The sequence below is a fragment of the Hungatella sp. SB206 genome (assembly GCF_051132295.1).
Classification (GTDB): Bacteria; Bacillota; Clostridia; order Lachnospirales; family Lachnospiraceae; genus Hungatella; species Hungatella effluvii.
Genome location: NZ_CP096603.1, coordinates 851384 through 868789, shown reverse-complemented (window position 1 = coordinate 868789; position 17406 = coordinate 851384). Strand labels below are relative to the sequence as shown.

Sequence of the window (17406 nt, the reverse complement as noted above, 5' to 3'; positions counted from 1 at the left end):
CTCTTCCATCAGACATGCGTCCCGTTCCGGTCAGAACAGCGCGTAATCCGGATCAATCTTCTTCACAACGGCATTGGCAATATTGATGATTACGAAACACATCACCGACTGGTACAGTGTGGCCGCCGCCGTCATTCCCATATCGGTTCCGGAAAGCAGGGAGCGGAATACGTAAGTGTCGATCACATCCGTAATGTCATAGAGCTGGCCGTTCATTCCGATGATCTGGTAGAACATCTGGAAATCTCCGCGAAGCACTTTTCCGAGGTTCAGCAGGAAAATGATAATCAGCGTAGGCTTGATTCCCGGGATCGTTATGTACCGGATCTTCTGCCAGATATTTGCTCCGTCAATATCCGCCGCCTCGAAGCACTCCCGATCCAGGCCCGCGACCGCCGCTATGTAGATCACGGAATTGTACCCCACCCATTTCCAGGAGTTGAAAAAGATGATAACGATAATCCAGGCCGCCGGTATCGCGTACATGTTGATCGGTTCCATCCCCAGACTGGTCAGAAGATTGTTCAGCGTTCCCGTTTCATAATTGAAAATGTTCTGCACAAACGCCCCGACGATGATCCAGGATATAAAATAAGGAAGAAAGATGATGGACTGGGTCGTCTTCTTAAACCGCCTGCCCCTCATTTCGCTGAGCACGATGGCCACGACCAGTGCCAGCCCCTGCGAGATCAGCAGGTTTACTACGTTGTAGAGAATTGTGTTGCGCGTCAGCTGCCAGCCTTTGCCCGACGCAAACAGAAACCGGAAATTCTCAAATCCGTTCCATGGACTTCCCCAAATCCCCTTTGCATACCGGAAATCCTTAAATGCCAGCACCAGTCCGTTTAACGGAATATAGCTGAATACCAGCACGATAAGTACTGCGGGAAGAATCATCAGAAACAGCGTTCTGTTCCTCTTCAGTTCGTGTAAGATCCCCTCTTTTTTCATTGCTAACGTTACGCCCTGCCCCAAAGGGCGTTTCCCCCTTTCCCAGTTCTCTGGTGAAATAACTTGTGGCTATAGCAATATCTTACTATAGCCACCTGCCACTTCCAATATAAGGAAACTGCGATTTTAAGGACAAAACTAAGATTGTGTCTTGGTACGGATCGTCACCGTAGTTCCTTGCCCAACGGCGCTCTCATACCGCAGACCGTATCCCTCCCCGTATTTTAAGCGTATTCTGTCATGAATATTAAACACGGCGTAATGGGAATTGTTCTCGTCCACCTTCAGGATGGTCTCCAGCTGCTCCTTCGTCATCCCTTTCCCATCATCCTGTACCTCTATGATCAGGTCGCCGCCCTCCTCCCGCGCCCTGACGGTAATTGTCTCCTCCCCTTCATCCTCGGCAGAGATTCCATGGGAAACAGAGTTCTCGATTATCGGCTGAAGGGTCAGCTTCAACATTTTCTTACTCATCAGCTCCTCTGGAATTTCCACTTTTAAATGAATTCTTCCGTCAAACCGGAAATTTTGAATTTTTACGTAAGTTACAATATGTTCAATCTCATGGTGAAGGGAGACGGTATCAAATCCCTTGCGCAATACAGACTTGTAATACCGCGCCAGCATCTGCACCAGCTCGCCGATCTCGGGCGCATCCCGCTCCATGGCTTCCCAGTTGATGAGATCCAGTGTATTGTAGAGGAAATGGGGATTGATCTGGGCCTGGAGCGCCTTTAATTCCGCGTCCTTGATGGCAATGCCGCTCTCATACTTCTGCTGCATCAGTTCGTCGATCTCCCTGCGCATCTCCTTATACTCCCGTCCCAGCCGCCCGACCTCGTCGGCCGGATCGGTGGAGACCTCCTGCGCCACATCCTGGTCCCGCCAGTGGCTCATCTGGTAGGAGAGCCGCTTGATCCTATCGGAAAAACTGCCCGCAAAAAAGTAGATGATACACGTTGCCACGCCCATAATCGGAAGCAGCCCCCAGATCATGCCATCACAGACCCGGCGGCTCTTGGCCCTCAGTTCTTTTAACGGCACGACTGCCACCATACTCCAGCCGGTATTTTCCAGCTCCATCTGGTTCATCATATAGATTTCTTTGTCCTTCTTTACCTCTCTCCACCCGTTCGCTCCGTCTCCATTTTCCAGCAGGAAGAAATCCGGCTCCATGGATTCGGCCATGGCTGCCTTGGAACTTCCAATCAGTTCGTGATCCTGATTGGCAATATAGACACAGCCCCGCTCTGTGCTGTCCGCCTTTTCCAGGATCTCGCTGACCGAGTCCACTGGCAGGCTGACCTGCTCCACGCAGAAGGTTTTCGAGTAATCGTCCTGCTGAACCACCCGTCTGGTCAAAGAAATCACCCGCTTCGTCTCCCCGGTCAGAGGCATGATGAAATCATAGGGAGCTGACCATACGGCCCGCTCTCCCTTTCCCTCCATCTGCTCCATAAGCGCCGGGTCCAGCCGCTCCAGGGAGGAAAAGTTCCGGCTGGTATCCTTATAGGTGTAATTGTCGGGAGCGTAGATGCAGACATTGCAGATATTGCCCGTTTCCAGAGACTGCATAAACTTGGATATATCCGACCAGTACCGATACTCCTGCCCCGGATCCCGATCCGTCTCGTTGACGCATCCGTCCAGCACCAGGTATACGTCCCGGTTATAATACAGAGTATCCGAGGCATACGTCACCATCTTTGTCTCCGACTCGACAAAGGTCTTCGCCTGTTCCATGGAATTATCGAGAAAATGCTGTAGATTACTCATCTCGTACTGCATGGTTCTGGCATAGATAAAGAAGAAGATCAGCGCGTAGGAAACCATGGCGGCACCTAAAAATACCACTACATACTTTGTCTTCAGTGAAGCATTTTTCATCGTCTCCCCCTACATCCTCGTCTTCCGGAAATCTGACGGGTTGATGCCTTCCTGCCGTTTGAAAATCTTGGCAAAATAGTTTTGGTCACTGTAGCCGCACTGCTCTGCAACCTGGTAAAGCTTTAAGGACTTATCGCCCAGAAGCTCTTTTGCCGCCTTGATCCGCACCAGAGTAATATACTGTCCGATCGTGAATCCGGTCTCCTTTTTAAAGAGGTTGGATAGATACGTGGGCGTTAAATAGACGCTATCCGCCAGCGTAGTGATATCTAAATCCTCTCTGGAATAATCCTTCTTGATCTGGCAGATCACCTGGAAGACGGTGTCGCTTAAGCCTTCCCTCTCATGGCTGGGCGCCAGCTTTTTCTCCGCTGCTTCTATGAAACAGGAGTGAAGTTCCTCCAGTGTCCTGGCCGCGCAGGCGGTACACCAGATCTCGTCTCCGGTCCTCACCACCTCCTGGTGGAGCAGCTTCAGCGCGGCGCATTCCACCGCATAGAGCAGCTGGAAATAGACCTTACGGATCTCGCTGACCGAGCAGACGCTCCCCCGGCGAATCGTCCGGTACAGCCGTTCCTCCCATTTACAGATCCCCGGCACATCGTAGCGCCGGATGGCTTCCTCGATCTCTGACAGCTTCATCAGCTGGCCGCTGGTCGTCCTCTCCCCGCCGTTCTTCCTATAGAACGACGCGCTCCCGTAACCGGTGAAAAACAGTTCCTCCTTCATCTGCTCTGCTTTTCCAAAAGAGGCCGCAATCTGCTCATATCCCCGGACAACGGAGCCGGCAGCACAAAAGAGCGGTATCCCCTCACGATTCAGCCGCTCAATCACTTCCATTATTGTATTCTGTATACTCTCTTTGATAAAACACCCTTTTTCGGGGCTGAACAGGATCATCACCAGTTCCCGTTCGCTGCGAAAATACTTAAGCGTCCGCTCCTGCCGTTCTTCGAAGTACGGAAGAATGGTTCCCAAAAACTCCGCCCGAACCTTAATTGCCTCCCTTGCCTCAAACAACAGCACCTGAAAACACGTCTTCTGATCCAATGGAAACTCCAGGAAACGGCAGTTATCCAGCAGTTCATCCGTAATCTCCTCTCTCACCAGCCCCTTGACCACATACTCCTCGATCACCGGCATATTGCACCGGAGAGATGATTTCAAGTAAGCCGTCTCATGGCTGGCAAAGCAGTGGTCCACCGCCTTTTGGATCGCTGCCTCCAGCTCCTCGATGGAAAATGGCTTCTCCACAAAGCTCACCGCCGATAAGCTGATCGCGGCGATCAGGTTCTCTTTATCCGCATAGCCGCTGATAAAGATCAGACAACAGGCCGGAAGCATTTCTTTCAGCTTCCGGCACAGGGTCACACCGTCCATATCCGGCATACGGATATCGGAAATGACAATATCCGGTTCCCAGACAGAGCTGATGCGCAGCGCCTCCAGGGCGCTGCCTGCGGCCTTGATCTGTTCAATCCCCAGCTCTGTCCAGTGCACATACTTTAATATTCCGTTTCTAGTAGCCGTCTCATCATCAACCACCATCAGTTTCATATTTCTGATCCCCCCAATAAGTGCTGCACTGCGTAATGCATTGTGAAGAAAGGCGGGATTTCCTCTACCACGGGATTTCCTGCAGATACCGGTTCCTCATGACAAGGCGGTTTTCATCCGAATGAATATACGGTTCCTTCTCATCATAGCAGAGTCCCTGTTCTATGTATTCCGCACCGCTTATGCCGCCCTTCCCCTCCGCCGCATAACAGCGGAACGTAAATCCCTCCGGCCTCAAACGGTTAAAATATATCTTCTCCATCATATGAATTGCCGCCAGTGACATGCGGTACGCAAACGCGTCTGTTTCTCTCGTCCATCCGACACTGGAGCTGCTTTCGGTAATCACCGCAATCCTCTTCTTTTCCCCCAGTCTCAGAAGCGGAATGCTCTGTTCAATCACCTGGCGCATTCCGTTTATATTATAATCTAAAACTCGGAGCATGTCATCGTAGTCATGATATTTGCCGTCCTCGCAGCCGATCTCCCCATCGTGCTCCGCGCGGCATCCTGCCTGCAGCACCAGAACATCCAGTTTCTTCTCTGCCTGCATGATCTGCTCCGCCAGCGCTGCCGGTTCTTCTGTTCCGAGATCGAGCTGGTTCACGTGAAGGCCCGGATACGTTTCTTCCAATCTCACATTAAGCGCCGCGTCTCCATTCGTTACCCCCGCATAGACGGCATCTCCGCGTTTTAAGTACCAGGCGGCTGTCTCAAGCGCCTCCTGATTCTCGACACCCACAATTAATACGATCTGTCTCATACTTCCTCCTCCTAAAACGGCCAGCACTCGTTGGATACGTCCGTCATAACAAGCACATCTTCCCAGTCCCGTTCCTCTGCAAACTGCGCGTATGCCACCGCGGCTGTCTCCTCAGGCTCAAAATTGCCGATCGTGCTCTTCGATCCCATCATATAGCTGCGAACCCATCCCGGATGGTACAGCCGGAAGGAATAGCCGTCCTTTGCCAGCCGGTTAAACATCAGCCTGACCTCCATGTTCAGTGCCGTCTTTGACATACAGTAGGCAAAGCTGTCGGTACGGTGGGCGACGGAAATGCTTCCCGCCTCCGACGATACGAAGCAGAGACGTTTTAGTCCCGTCCTCATCAGCGGAAGAAATGCCTCCACCATGCGCATCGGACCCAGGGTATTGACATGAAAGACGGCTCTCATCGCCACCCTGTCATCGTCCATGCCGCCGATTCCGGCACAGTTGACCAGCATATCCAATGACTCCGTACGTTTTGCCACTATATCGGCTGCCGCTCTCACGGATTCCGTATCCGCTGCATTGAGAGGAATCATTTCAACCTGTTCCCCACAGGACTCCTGCAATCCCTTTAATTCACTCCATTCCGGCATGAACTGACCGGCATACACCTTCCAACCATGTTCCACAAACTGCTGGCAGAGGGCGAATCCAACGCCCCTGTCGGCTCCTGTTACGAATACTGATTTCATCTGCTCTCCTTTACCGGTCTTTTTTGCACCAGGCAATGGCATTTAACACCATCTGCCTGAAGTTGTCATTTTCCCATACGGCCATGGTGTGACCCGGCATGAGCACACAGAGTCTTCCCCTGCCGGCTTCCTTTACATAGCCGCCCGTCTGAACGCCGCCCGTCTCTGAGGTGGTCTCAAACAGTATTTCCGCGCCTTCAGCAAATACCTCTACCTGGTAATGTTCATCCCGCTCCGTAAAATCATTTACCCCCTCCATGACCGGGTGCTCCGGATTTGTCACATGGACCGATACCGGACAGCGGGGCGGATGGCCCGTAAAACGGTTGCCTATGAAATCAATATACTCCCTGCAGGGCCTCTGAAATTTTTCCTCTGTCCTGCAAAACTGCTCTGAAAAAGCATTTCCGGAGTGAATGGAGATAAAGCCCCCGCCCTGCTCCACATAGTCACGGAACTGCTGCGGGCATACCTCTGTCACCCCTTCCTCAAACCACGGCTCCGTATTGGCAGCGATCACATTGTTGCTCTTACAGTTGATCACCACCGGATACTGGTCCAGAAGCTCCGGGGTCAGAATATCCTTTACCGCCATTATAAAATCAAAATGATACGCCTCCCCCTCCATTCGTGCAAATCCCTTTTCGATCACTTCGGCTGGATGCCACAAGTCATCACATAAAACCAACACCCGTTCCATGAATGTCCTCCTTCTCCCTGATACATGTCAATTGTCTGCGGTTACTAAGCTCATTATAACGGTTTCGGGAAAAATAAACAGGATACGAAACTATGATTTTAAGGAATATTTTTCGTTGTCTTATATGGAAAAGCGGTAATTAAAAAGAAGCGGCAGCAGTTTTTCCTGCTTCCGCCTCTCATTCGGCCACATTCTTACAGCAATCCCGCTGTCTTCCCTACACCATCATCTGGTAATTCTCAATATCCAGATACCTTCCAAACTTCACGCCCACTTCTTTGATCGTCCCGCAGTGCAGAAATCCAAGCTCCTCGTGCAGATGGATGCTGGCCTGATTCCCGCCGGTGATTACGGAAACGACGGTATGGATTCGCTCGTCCTCCCTCGCCAGGTTCAGTATATGCAGCGTCAGCTTCCTGGCAATTCCGCGCTTCCGGTAATCCCTGTGGACGTAGACAGACAGTTCCACGGTAGCCGCATAGGCCTCCTTCACACGATAGGGGGACAGGCAGGCATAACCGACCGCATGGCCGTCCTCCACCGCCACGATTAAGGGATGATTACTTATGTTATGAGCATAATACCAGTCGAGCCGCTCCGACAGCGTCCTGGGGTTGATATCGAAGGTCGCTTCCCCGTGCAGCACCTCGTGGTTATAGATATCCAGCAGATATGGGACGTCTTCTTCCTGCGCAATTCTGATTTCCATAAACTTTTCCTCCTGCGTTTCTATTTCTTTTCCTAATATTACAATATTTTACTGTCCCCGTCCAATACAAATCGCAATAAAATAGACATTTTTCACTCCCGCACGCAACAGTGCCCTGGCGCACGCCTCCATCGTGCTCCCGGTCGTATAAATATCATCCACCAGAATCACCCGCGTTACCCCTTCCGGCACCGCTCCCGCCGCAAACGCCTCCTCGAGATTGTGAAGCCGCTCCTTTGGATTCAGCTGCTTTTGTGGCGCGGTCTTCTTCCTGCGCACCAGCATCTCCGGACAGACCGGGATCCCCAGCCGTGCTCCGATCCGGTCGGCAAAAATCTCCGCCTGGTTAAAGCCCCTCTGACGCCTGCGGGACGGATGGACGGGCACAGGCACCAGCGCATCGGCTCCCAGCCGCATCAGAAGCTTCCCATACCGAAGGCAGACCGCCTCCGCGTAAAAATCAAGATATTCCCGCCGGTTTCTGTACTTAATATCCGCCATGGACTTTTTCGCGGCGTCATCATAGTTCAACAGCGCCCTCCCGTAATCAAAGGACCGCTCGTGCTTCGTACAGTCCAGGCAGTACTCCCTCTCGGCACTGGTAATCTCCTTTCCGCATTTCTTGCAGACCGGCTGTTTCACGAAAGACAGCTTTTTCACACAGCCGGGACAGATCAGTTCTCCTTTGGGCAGCACAATGCCGCCGCAGACAGGGCAGCGGCGGGGGAAAAGGAGGTCGGTTAAAAAAGTCCGGAGCCGCACCGGAAAAGTCTCGTTTTTCATATTTTTTCTCCTGTTGGGGATGGGTATGAAAGATTCTGTTACGATTAAAAAAGATAAGATATGCGCAAATAATGTTCAGAACTGCCGTGCGAAGCCGTATCGGAGTATAGTCCCATTATACCATCTATGTTCTGTTTTTCAATCTCTTTCATCTTTTTAAGACTCTGGATTTTTTCTTTTTCCACTCCGCACTTTATATAGATCATTTAAATTCATGAAGGCATGAATGTAGACCTCCATCGCTTTCTTAAGACTGGATACCGACTGAATTTCATCGCAGCCATGGCCTCCCCCGTGGCCGGCAGGCAGCCCAAGCTCAGAGTAATCTTTCGGTATGCCCGGCCCAAAGCACACGGTATTCGGTATCATTCCCGCATAGGTATTGCCTCCCATCACATACGGTTTTTTCCCATCCTTCACCACATGATCATACGCAGACAGCAGCGCTCTTACCTCCTCTGAATCAATACTGCCGCAGTAACCATCCCGGTGCTCTTCAGCAGAGACCGTAAAACCATAACGCTCCGCCGCTTTCCTCAGCTGTTCCACCATCTCCCCGGCATTGACCGAAGGCTGGTATCTGATATCCATTGTCAGGCGAACGGTCCGGCCCTTCATCTCCAGCACAGTTCCGGCACATGTGAGATCATCAAAAACCGGATCGCCCACCGCAATCCCCAGTTCTTTTCCATACCCATCCAGACAGGCTTTTTGCAGAAATTCCAAAATATGTTTTTCCTCTTTTTTCAGCCCGATCCCCCGTTTTAGAAGCCTGCCAGCCAGACCTATGGGGTTTACACAGCGATCCGGTGCCGCCGCATGTCCTGGTGTCCCATTTATTGTATAGCTCACGATGGACCCGGATACCTCTCTCCTGATCATCACCCCCAGCCGTAATGCCTCCTCTTCCATATCCCCCATATCTATGGATCGGTCAATACGGATCACAGCTTCTGCCGGTACACTGTTGGAGGCTTCCCCTGCCGTCATATCGATTATCCCTTCTGGGACCGAATCCCGTTCCAGAATCACCACGCATCTGCCCTTTTCCCCATAACACAACGGAAAGCGGCAGTCTGATACAAATCCGAAATCGGGAGCCGGCCATTTCGTCAGATAATAGGCCGCGTCAGCCATTCCCGTCTCTTCACTCAGTCCACAGATCTGACTGATACGAAAGCATGGCTTTATGTTATGCTCCTTCATATATCTGAGGCAGTAAAGAACCGTGATGACCGCCCCTTTATTATCTGAAACCCCTCTTCCAATCAGAAAGTCTCCCTTTCTCGTACAATCCCACGGGGGATAGGTCCAGCCTTCACCGGCCGGAACAACATCAAGATGTCCCCATACCTGTACTTCGCTTTCACCGTCCCCGTAGAGTATCTTTACACAGCGGTTATCGCAGTTCTCCGTATGAAATCCATACTGAGCCGCAATTTTTATCATACTGTGCGCCGCTTCCACCACATCATCTGACTGCTCCTGTCCCGGCCGCGAGACACTGGGGATATTCACCAGTTCTCCGATATCCCGGACCAGTTCTTCCTCATGCATATCAATCCATTGTCTGATATCAGCCTCTCGATCCATATTTCCTCCTATCCCTTAATTCCGGAAGATACGATTCCATCCACCAGATACTTCTGAAGCAGAATAAATATAATAATCAGCGGCAGAATGGAAAGTACCGACATAGAGAACATCGCTCCATAGTCCGAGGTAGAAGCCGGATCACAGAACAGCTTCAGCGCAAGGCTGATGGGATACCGTTCTGATTTATTTACGTACAAAAGAGGCGACAGAAAGTCTTCCCATCTCCACATAAAAGAAAAGATGACTGCGGTAATAAGGGCCGGTACTACCAGCGGAAAAATAATCCGGAAGAAAATGGAATAATAGGAACAGCCATCTATCTTTGCCGCCTCGTCAAGCTCCGTGGGGATTCCATTTATAAAGTTCATGATCAGATATACGAAAAATCCCTGAATAGCAAAGCAGTAGGGGACAATCAGAGGAAGATACGTACCAACCCAGCCCAGCTTCTGATACCATAAGTACTGGGGAATCATAAGTACCTGGGCCGGAAGCATCATGGATACCAGCATTGCGGCAAACAGAAGCTTCTTTCCAAAAAAACGGCATCGTGAGAAGCTGTATGCCACAAAAGCGGAGGACAGAATGGTGCCGAACGTCGCAAGAGCTGCAATGAAAAAGGAATTTTTAAAAAAGGTGCCAAAGCTTACTTTTCCGAACCCTCTCCAGCCATTCTGATAATTCTCCAGGGTAAACCGCTTTGGTATCAGCTGCCCGGCTGTCGTGAAAATAGTGTTCGTCTCTTTAAAAGAGCTCATTACCATCCAGAGCAGTGGATACACCATAATGAACGCTCCGATCCCAACCAGAAGGTGGTAAACAATTTTTCCGGCTATTTTTTTGCTTTTCATGATCTTTCATTCCCTCCTTCATAAACCCAGAACTTTTTCGACCAGAACAACAGTACCGTAATCATGGCGATAATCACCAGCATCACCCATGCCATTGCCGCGCCATACCCCGTGTTATAGAATTCAAAGGACTGCTGGTACATATAGACGCTGTAGAACAGTGTTGAACTCATCGGCCGCCCCTGAGTAATAATAAAGCACTGCGTAAACGCCAGAAACCCGTTAATCATCTGCATCACCAGATTAAAGAATATGGTGGGGGTCAAAAGCGGCAGCGTAATCCGGAAAAACTGGTTGATTTTTCCCGCCCCATCCACTCTCGAGGCCTCGTAAAGGGAGATTGAAATCTGCTTTAATGCGGAAAGAAAAATCAGCATGGAAGAACCAAACTGCCAAACTGCCAGGAGAATTAAAACCCATATCGCGGTATTCTTGCTTCCAAGCCAGGAAAAATGGCTGTTGACTCCAATCAGCTGAAGCAGATGGTTAAACGTTCCATCCTCTGCAAAAAGCCGTTTCCACAAGATAGAAATCGCTACCGACCCGCCAATAATTGACGGGAGATAGTAAGCCGCCCGGTAGATTCCTGTCGCTTTCGTCGTCTGCTTGAGAATCAGGGCTACAATCAGGGCAAATACCAGGCGCAGCGGAACTGAAACCAACGCATAAAAGAATGTCACGGAAATTGACTTGTAGAAGGTTTCATCCTCCGTAAACATTTTTACATAATTGCCAAGACCAATAAATTTGGGGGCGCCCAGAATTTCAAATTCACAAAAAGAATAATACAGCGACATTCCCATGGGAATGACCATAAACACAAAAAAACCAATGATAAAGGGCAGTGCAAAGACGACGCCCGCCGTGCTGTTTTTGCTGAATGCCATTTTTAATTTAATCCATTTTTTATCCATACAAACCACCGCCGTTCTGATAGATTCGAGCCATTTTGGGCAGTAAAAAGGCTGCCGCTCTTCTGCAGCAGCCCTCTGTAGCCTACGATTGCTTACTCTGTAAAATTTTCGTTCCCTGGTTCAACAGCTCCTCTGCTGCCGCCTCGGGGGTAATCTCCTCGTAACAGACCTTTTCTTCCATTTTATATACCACGTCATAAACCTCTGTGGCTCCGTTGGGAGATGCCGGGCTGACCATGGAGCACTTTGGAGTCACCACATTGTTAATATAATCAACTACCTTCTGGTCTGATTCGCTCATATCTGATGCAATTGCCTCTGCAACTGCCGATGATACAGGCACTCCACGCTCTCCTAACAGAATCTTGTTGCATTCCACGGAGTTAGTCCAGTAATCAATGAGTTTTGCCGCCTCTTCCGGCTGACTGCTGTCAACGGAAACCGAGAAGAACATGCTGGGTTTCAAGTAATTGGATTTGACCGCATCATCGGATGGCCACGTAGTGATGCCGATCTCCATGCCCTCCGGAGCTGCATTCGTGACGGCATTCATATTATTGGAAAAATAAAACGCACACCAGGACATATTGGACGGATCCGAGCCATAGACTAAAGGCTCCTGTTCCGGCTGTCCGATAGATCGCTCTGCAAATACACTCGGATTGATCAGCCAGCCCTCATCAATTCCCATTTTATAAAGGTTAAAATATTCCGTCAGGTTTTCCTTTGATGCTCCGATCGTACCGTCTCCGAATAAATACTCGCCCTTTGAGCGCAGGAAGAAATCCAGCCATGAGGTTCCATTGTTATACTGAAGATTCGTTTTGTATCCCGTCTTCTCATTTACCTGCCTGCAGATCTCCAGGAATTCTTCCATTGTCATGTTATCCCTGATCTCGATTCCATTTTCCGTAAGCAGGGTCTTATTATACAGAAGTGCCGGCGAATTTACCCCAATGCAGACGGCATACAGGCCATCTCCGATTTTTCCGAATTCCTGTACTGTCTTATCCACATTTTTCAGATCGATGACGCCGCTGTCCACATACGGCTGTAAATCTACCAACATGCCGTTATCCACGTACTGTTTGATATAGGCCTTGTCCATCTGTACAACATCAGCCATGGTATGGCCCGCCGCGGAAGTCGCCAGCTTATTCCAGTAATCCGCTCCTGAGAGGAACTGTCCGTCAAACGTAACTCCGGGATTTTCCCCTTCATAGAGTGATAATGCTTCCTGTGTCAGTTCTGCCCGCTGCTGGCTCCCCCACCAGGTTATGGTCAGTTCCGTTTTTTCACCGGATTTTTTATCTGCCTCTGTCGTCGTTTCTTTTGTTTCCCTACTCTCCTGTCCCGTCGTACTCTGAGCTGCCTGCGTGGTATCCTGCTGCTCCTTTGCCGGGCTGCCGCTGCATCCGGTAAGTCCTGCCGCCATAATCACGGCCGCTGCCATTAGCATCACTCTCTTTTTCATATTCCTTCTCCTTTATAATTTTCTTGCGGTCTCCACCGCTAATTTGATTCTCGATAAATCCTGTTCGGTGGCCACGGTGCAGTCAGCACCGAGAATCAGCCCCTTCCGTCCATACGACTCCACGATGGAGTGAACGGTGTTGATCAGAGCCTCCTCACTTCCGGCTGCCAGCACCCCCTGCCGGTTAGCCAGACCTCCCATAACTGTCTTCTGATGAAAGATATCACGGCCTTCCCTGATGGAGCAGGGTACTTCAAATGTTCCCCAGTTCACCACATCATATAGATTTTCATCGTAATCCCGGTAATAGTCCAGATTCACATCCCGGTTGCACACATGAAGGAAACAGTACCCTCCCGCGTCTTTTACTGTTTTCATAATCATCTGGTCAAATGGCGCCACCCACTCTAAAAACTGTTCCCTTGTAAGTCCAAATCTTCTCTCCGCTCCCAGGGAGGCCACAAACACTCCGTCAAGCCCTGCTTCTATGTATTTGACAGCCAGTTCACAGAGTCCGTCTGTTATTCTCTTCATGGACTCCAGCACTTTCTCCGGTGCCTCGTTAAGCCACGCATCGAAGATTTTTCTCGATTGATCATATCCATAACCAAGTGATTTGAACGGATGGTACATGGCTGAGGTGCCCACACTGTGAAGTGTACCGATTGTAAAGCATTTCCCGTCCGCCTCTTCTAAAATCCGTTTAACCAGGTCCAGCTGCCTCTTCATAAATGGCTGTTCTGCTGATATCTTCTGGAAGCTCTCATAATCCTGTCTGGTGATAAGCTCATGATCACAGGTCACCAGGTTTTCATTCATAATTTTCAGAATATCCGTATCCGTCTGCTTCAGAAACTGAATATGCGCGTCAACCGCGCTCTCACCATTTGCATACTCCGGCGGAAAATGCATGGAAAAGCAGGAAGGAATTCCATCCGTCTCTTCTCCTCTGACCGCCCGTATTACACGTTCTCTTTTTGTCATGTTCCTTCTCCCCTATCGTGTCTTTACAGTCTCACGCTCCGCCGCTTTCTCTTTCAGCGAAGTTCCTCATCGACTGATCCCAGTATATCACCCGGCCTCCACAATATTAATCCAATATTCCGGTATCATATGTCAAAAAACCGGCTTCTCCATGGCTTGTTCTTGCTTTTTTCTCTGTGTTTTCTTATGATTATAGTGTCAGGGACACAGCTTGCGGACAAATAAGGGGGAAACGATATGATGGAACTTCTGGCCACTAAAATAAAACTGCTATTTTCCAATACGTCTTTAAAAAGAAAGATTCTTACGATTGTTCTGGTCTCCATCTTCCTGATATCAGGAGTCAGTCTGGCCGGGCTGCAGATCGTTTCTAACGCTTATTTAAAGCTGTTAAGAAATACCATTGCCAATAATCTCTCTTATTCTGCGACCACGATCTCTTATTATTTGTCCAATATCGAAACCATGTCCGGACTCATGCTGTCCGACTCGAATATACAAAACAATCTTGCCGATGTCAGACATTCGGACAATCCGCGTATTCGGACTGAAGCGTACAAGAATCTATCCTATACGGTTTTGGAATACTATCAGCAGTATAAGCCTAATTTTATCAGTTATATTACCCTTAACAACCCTGATTTTATCACCTATTCGAATTTTCTCGGTTCGCGCAAAACTCCCGAAGAGATTGAACGTACTGTTCTCGACGCCGCTCAGGCCGCAGACGGCAGGCCTGTATGGATCAGCGACTACGGAAAAGATTACGGAATCTTTATGGGACGCCTGATAAAAAATATCCAGAGCTCCAATCTGGAAGAGCTGGGCACGCTTCTCGTATCTCTGGACCTGGAAGCGCTTATGGATTCTTTAAACAAGGATAACTCGATGTACGAGGATCCCCAATACTATATACTGACAGGGGATACCATTATTTATAATGACAATCCCGTCTCAGCTTCCATTCATGACCAGCGCCGGAAACCTTCCGGGCAGAGCTATGAGATCATGACAATTGACAGACATAAGTACTTTGTGACGGAAGAGACGATTCCCGGCTTTGACTGGACTTACGTTTGCTATGTCTCTTACGATCCCATATTTCAGTCGGTATCATTTGTACGGACACTCAGCATCTGCATGATTATCCTGAGCATCCTGTCAGCCATTGCATTTTCGGAATCCATGATATCCTTCATCAGCTGCCACACCAGAGGGCTGATTCGTAAAATGGAAGTCTTCAGTACCGACGAAAATGCAGTCATTGAAAGCGATTACGATTACAGCTGCCGCAAAGACGAGTTCGGTCTTTTAAACCGGCAGTTTGACCACATGGCCGAAAAGATCAGAAATCTCATACAGGTAAACTATGTAAACGAGTTATGGAAAAAGGATGCGCAGCTTAAGGCTCTGGAAACCCAGATCAATCCGCATTTTTTATACAATACTCTGGAATCCGTCAACTGGCGTGCACAGGTGGCCGGCAATATGGAGATATCATCCATGGTGGAATCGTTGGGCACTCTGCTCCGTGCTACACTCAGTAACTCCACCTCCCATTTTGATCTGAAGAAGGAGCTGGAAATCGTAACCGCATACATCACCATCCAGAAATACCGATTCGAAGACCGCCTGGAGTATTCCATTCACTGCAACGAGGCATGGTATAACGCTCAGATCCCCAAGATGTGTATCCAGCCTCTCGTGGAGAATTCCATTAATTATGGTCTGGAGGAGTCCACAGAGCTCTGTACCATAGAAATCACCATCGAGCATCAGCCGGAATCGGATACACTGACCGTTCTGGTCAAAAATGACGGTTCCTTCTTTGAAGATCACCTGTTGGAAAAACTGCGTTCACAGGAAATAAAGCCCCATGGCTTTGGCATTGGCCTTATTAATATCAACGAACGGATCAAGCTGATGTTTGGAAAAGACTACGGTCTTTCTCTTTACAATGAAAACGACTGGGCAGTTGCCAGAATTATTATGCCTTATATCACGGATCAGGAGGGGATCTTATGTTGAAAATGATAATTGCCGACGATGAGCGCGTTATAAGGGAAAGCATTTCCTGTCTCATTGATTGGGAGAAACTTGGTGTGGAATTGGCCGGATTGTGCAGAAATGGCCTGGAAGCTTACGATATGATTATCGATGAGGCACCGGATATTGTCCTGACTGATATTCGGATGCCGGGAATGGATGGTTTGGAACTGATCAGAAAGGTCTCACTCATGGATCTGGATACATGCTTTATTATTCTGTCAGGATACGGCGAGTTTGAGTACGCGAAGGAAGCCATGAAGTACGGGGTCAGGCATTACGTGTTAAAGCCCTGCAACAAGTCATTGATCTCGGACTGTATTGTGGATGTTGCGAAAGACTGTTACGCAAGAAAACGCACACGTTCCCTGGAAGACGGCCATTTTCTTCTGACCAGCAGCATGCACCATAATATTGTCTCCAGTGTTATCAGTGAAAGCCTGGGACAGAATAAGGCTCTGCCGGAAATCATACGGTCCTATGAGCCGTATCTCGACTTTTATTCCACGCCATACCAGCTTTTCTATGTATTTTATCTGGAGATCGGCAGCCTTGAAGTATTTCTTCAAGAGCTGAAGCATTACTGTGAGCAGACTATGCTGCAGATTACCATACACGGAACCTACGTACACAATACTCTTCTCCTGTTTTTTAAGGACTATTCGGCAGACTGCGGAATGCTGGAACAGTTTATAAAGCAGCTGGCGCTTCCCATCAAGCCTGTAGAACTGGAAATCCAAAAAGAGACTTATCACAGTCTGTGTGAACTTCTGGAAGTGATCCTGGTCAAGTTAAAGCGGTTCAGTATTATCTATTATCTGAACAACTTTCATTTGCTTTATACGTGCAATTACAACTACCTCATGTCTGAGGCGGAAAGACTGTATCAGGAGTTAAAATCCGGATCACAGGACAGCTTTCAAAGCCTGTCGGAGCTTCTTCTGGGAATCGAAGACACTGCATTTTTAAAACAGCTTTCCGGAAGCCTGCTCTTGAAAGCCTCTGCCGATAATCCGGCCTTTTCCGCCATCAACCTGACGGAATGGCTGTTTGAAATAGATGCTGAAGCGGATCCGGCAAAACTGAAATCACGGATTCTGGATCACTTAAAACGACTGCTCCTTCTACCGCCCAAAGATACCAATACCAGCTCCATGATTGATCAGATCACTACCTATGTGGAACAAAATTTAAGCAACTCAGGATTGACGTTAAAATTTATCTCCGAGCAGGTTCTCTTTATGAATGTGGATTACGTCAGCAAACGATTCTTTAAGGAAGCAGGCCGCAGATTTTCCGACTACCTGACCGATATTCGGATTATGAGGGCCAAAGAATACATCGCTGCCGGCGAGAAGATTCAGATCATCGCAGAAAAAGTTGGCTGCGGCAATAATCCCCATTATTTTTCCCAGCTCTTTAAGAAGAAAACGGGGATGACCCCCAGCGCATACAGCGACAGTCTCCGAAAATAACAGCCGAAACCGGGC

The 17406-nt window shown here is 49.1% G+C and carries 15 protein-coding genes; 2 read left to right on the top strand and 13 right to left on the bottom strand.

Features of this window, described 5'->3' with window-relative positions; translation table 11 throughout:
- Positions 1-30: 30 nt before the first annotated feature.
- The 13 genes from M1L66_RS03895 to M1L66_RS03835 all read right to left on the bottom strand — a co-directional run bounded on the left by M1L66_RS03895 (position 31) and on the right by M1L66_RS03835 (position 13870).
- Positions 31-975 (bottom strand): ABC transporter permease, encoded by a 945-nt coding sequence (locus tag M1L66_RS03895; RefSeq protein WP_002601778.1) that lies wholly within the window; start codon positions 973-975, stop codon positions 31-33.
- Positions 976-1089: 114 nt separating this feature from the next.
- Positions 1090-2838, bottom strand: coding sequence for a sensor histidine kinase (locus M1L66_RS03890; protein ID WP_187022558.1), 1749 nt, complete (start codon positions 2836-2838; stop codon positions 1090-1092).
- A 9-nt stretch (positions 2839-2847) separates the two neighbouring features.
- Entirely contained in the window at positions 2848-4395 is a 1548-nt protein-coding gene (locus M1L66_RS03885; protein ID WP_187022559.1) for a response regulator, read from the bottom strand.
- A 64-nt stretch (positions 4396-4459) separates the two neighbouring features.
- Positions 4460-5158: an SDR family NAD(P)-dependent oxidoreductase gene (locus tag M1L66_RS03880; protein ID WP_187022560.1), complete on the bottom strand. Its 699-nt coding sequence runs from the start codon at positions 5156-5158 to the stop codon at positions 4460-4462.
- 11 nt (positions 5159-5169) lie between these two features.
- Positions 5170-5859, bottom strand: a complete 690-nt coding sequence (locus M1L66_RS03875; protein WP_187022561.1) for an SDR family NAD(P)-dependent oxidoreductase — start codon at positions 5857-5859, stop codon at positions 5170-5172.
- A 10-nt stretch (positions 5860-5869) separates the two neighbouring features.
- Entirely contained in the window at positions 5870-6559 is a 690-nt protein-coding gene (locus M1L66_RS03870) for a ThuA domain-containing protein (RefSeq protein ID WP_187022562.1), read from the bottom strand.
- Between the two features lie 217 nt (positions 6560-6776).
- Positions 6777-7268 carry a GNAT family N-acetyltransferase gene (locus M1L66_RS03865; protein ID WP_110322923.1) on the bottom strand — a complete coding sequence of 164 codons (492 nt, stop codon included), beginning with the start codon at positions 7266-7268 and terminating at the stop codon, positions 6777-6779.
- A gap of 48 nt (positions 7269-7316) precedes the next feature.
- Complete coding sequence (locus M1L66_RS03860) at positions 7317-8051, bottom strand: double zinc ribbon domain-containing protein (protein WP_434691038.1); 735 nt, start codon at positions 8049-8051, stop codon at positions 7317-7319.
- A 156-nt stretch (positions 8052-8207) separates the two neighbouring features.
- Positions 8208-9644 carry a Sapep family Mn(2+)-dependent dipeptidase gene (locus M1L66_RS03855; RefSeq protein WP_434691035.1) on the bottom strand — a complete coding sequence of 479 codons (1437 nt, stop codon included), beginning with the start codon at positions 9642-9644 and terminating at the stop codon, positions 8208-8210.
- 8 nt (positions 9645-9652) lie between these two features.
- Positions 9653-10498, bottom strand: coding sequence for a carbohydrate ABC transporter permease (locus M1L66_RS03850; RefSeq protein ID WP_187022565.1), 846 nt, complete (start codon positions 10496-10498; stop codon positions 9653-9655).
- Complete coding sequence (locus M1L66_RS03845) at positions 10495-11412, bottom strand: carbohydrate ABC transporter permease (RefSeq protein ID WP_002601788.1); 918 nt, start codon at positions 11410-11412, stop codon at positions 10495-10497. The genes M1L66_RS03850 and M1L66_RS03845 overlap by 4 nt, the downstream gene beginning before the upstream one ends.
- An 82-nt stretch (positions 11413-11494) precedes the next feature.
- Positions 11495-12886, bottom strand: coding sequence for an ABC transporter substrate-binding protein (locus M1L66_RS03840; protein WP_156832611.1), 1392 nt, complete (start codon positions 12884-12886; stop codon positions 11495-11497).
- A 12-nt stretch (positions 12887-12898) separates the two neighbouring features.
- Positions 12899-13870, bottom strand: coding sequence for a uroporphyrinogen decarboxylase family protein (locus M1L66_RS03835; protein ID WP_434691031.1), 972 nt, complete (start codon positions 13868-13870; stop codon positions 12899-12901).
- Between the two features lie 237 nt (positions 13871-14107).
- Here M1L66_RS03835 and M1L66_RS03830 point away from each other — a divergent pair, with 237 nt between their 5' ends.
- Together M1L66_RS03830 and M1L66_RS03825 are read left to right on the top strand one after the other, a co-directional pair.
- Positions 14108-15898 carry a cache domain-containing sensor histidine kinase gene (locus tag M1L66_RS03830; protein WP_434691029.1) on the top strand — a complete coding sequence of 597 codons (1791 nt, stop codon included), beginning with the start codon at positions 14108-14110 and terminating at the stop codon, positions 15896-15898.
- The gene (locus M1L66_RS03825) at positions 15892-17391 is read left to right on the top strand and encodes a response regulator transcription factor (protein ID WP_187022569.1); all 1500 of its coding nucleotides are present in this window, start codon (positions 15892-15894) and stop codon (positions 17389-17391) included. The genes M1L66_RS03830 and M1L66_RS03825 overlap by 7 nt, the downstream gene beginning before the upstream one ends.
- Positions 17392-17406: the final 15 nt, after the last annotated feature.

What these genes read in the sequence shown, in the direction of transcription:
- M1L66_RS03890 (WP_187022558.1), bottom strand. Translation starts at nt 2,838, where the DNA reads ATGAAAAATGCTTCACTGAAGACAAAGTATGTAGTGGTATTTTTAGGT.
- M1L66_RS03860 (WP_434691038.1), bottom strand. Translation starts at nt 8,051, where the DNA reads ATGAAAAACGAGACTTTTCCGGTGCGGCTCCGGACTTTTTTAACCGAC.
- M1L66_RS03855 (WP_434691035.1), bottom strand. Translation starts at nt 9,644, where the DNA reads ATGGATCGAGAGGCTGATATCAGACAATGGATTGATATGCATGAGGAA.
- M1L66_RS03850 (WP_187022565.1), bottom strand. Translation starts at nt 10,498, where the DNA reads ATGAAAAGCAAAAAAATAGCCGGAAAAATTGTTTACCACCTTCTGGTT.
- M1L66_RS03835 (WP_434691031.1), bottom strand. Translation starts at nt 13,870, where the DNA reads ATGACAAAAAGAGAACGTGTAATACGGGCGGTCAGAGGAGAAGAGACG.
- M1L66_RS03845 (WP_002601788.1), bottom strand. Translation starts at nt 11,412, where the DNA reads ATGGATAAAAAATGGATTAAATTAAAAATGGCATTCAGCAAAAACAGC.
- M1L66_RS03880 (WP_187022560.1), bottom strand. Translation starts at nt 5,158, where the DNA reads ATGAGACAGATCGTATTAATTGTGGGTGTCGAGAATCAGGAGGCGCTT.
- M1L66_RS03825 (WP_187022569.1), top strand. Translation starts at nt 15,892, where the DNA reads ATGTTGAAAATGATAATTGCCGACGATGAGCGCGTTATAAGGGAAAGC.
- M1L66_RS03830 (WP_434691029.1), top strand. Translation starts at nt 14,108, where the DNA reads ATGATGGAACTTCTGGCCACTAAAATAAAACTGCTATTTTCCAATACG.
- M1L66_RS03870 (WP_187022562.1), bottom strand. Translation starts at nt 6,559, where the DNA reads ATGGAACGGGTGTTGGTTTTATGTGATGACTTGTGGCATCCAGCCGAA.
- M1L66_RS03865 (WP_110322923.1), bottom strand. Translation starts at nt 7,268, where the DNA reads ATGGAAATCAGAATTGCGCAGGAAGAAGACGTCCCATATCTGCTGGAT.
- M1L66_RS03840 (WP_156832611.1), bottom strand. Translation starts at nt 12,886, where the DNA reads ATGAAAAAGAGAGTGATGCTAATGGCAGCGGCCGTGATTATGGCGGCA.
- M1L66_RS03875 (WP_187022561.1), bottom strand. Translation starts at nt 5,859, where the DNA reads ATGAAATCAGTATTCGTAACAGGAGCCGACAGGGGCGTTGGATTCGCC.
- M1L66_RS03885 (WP_187022559.1), bottom strand. Translation starts at nt 4,395, where the DNA reads ATGAAACTGATGGTGGTTGATGATGAGACGGCTACTAGAAACGGAATA.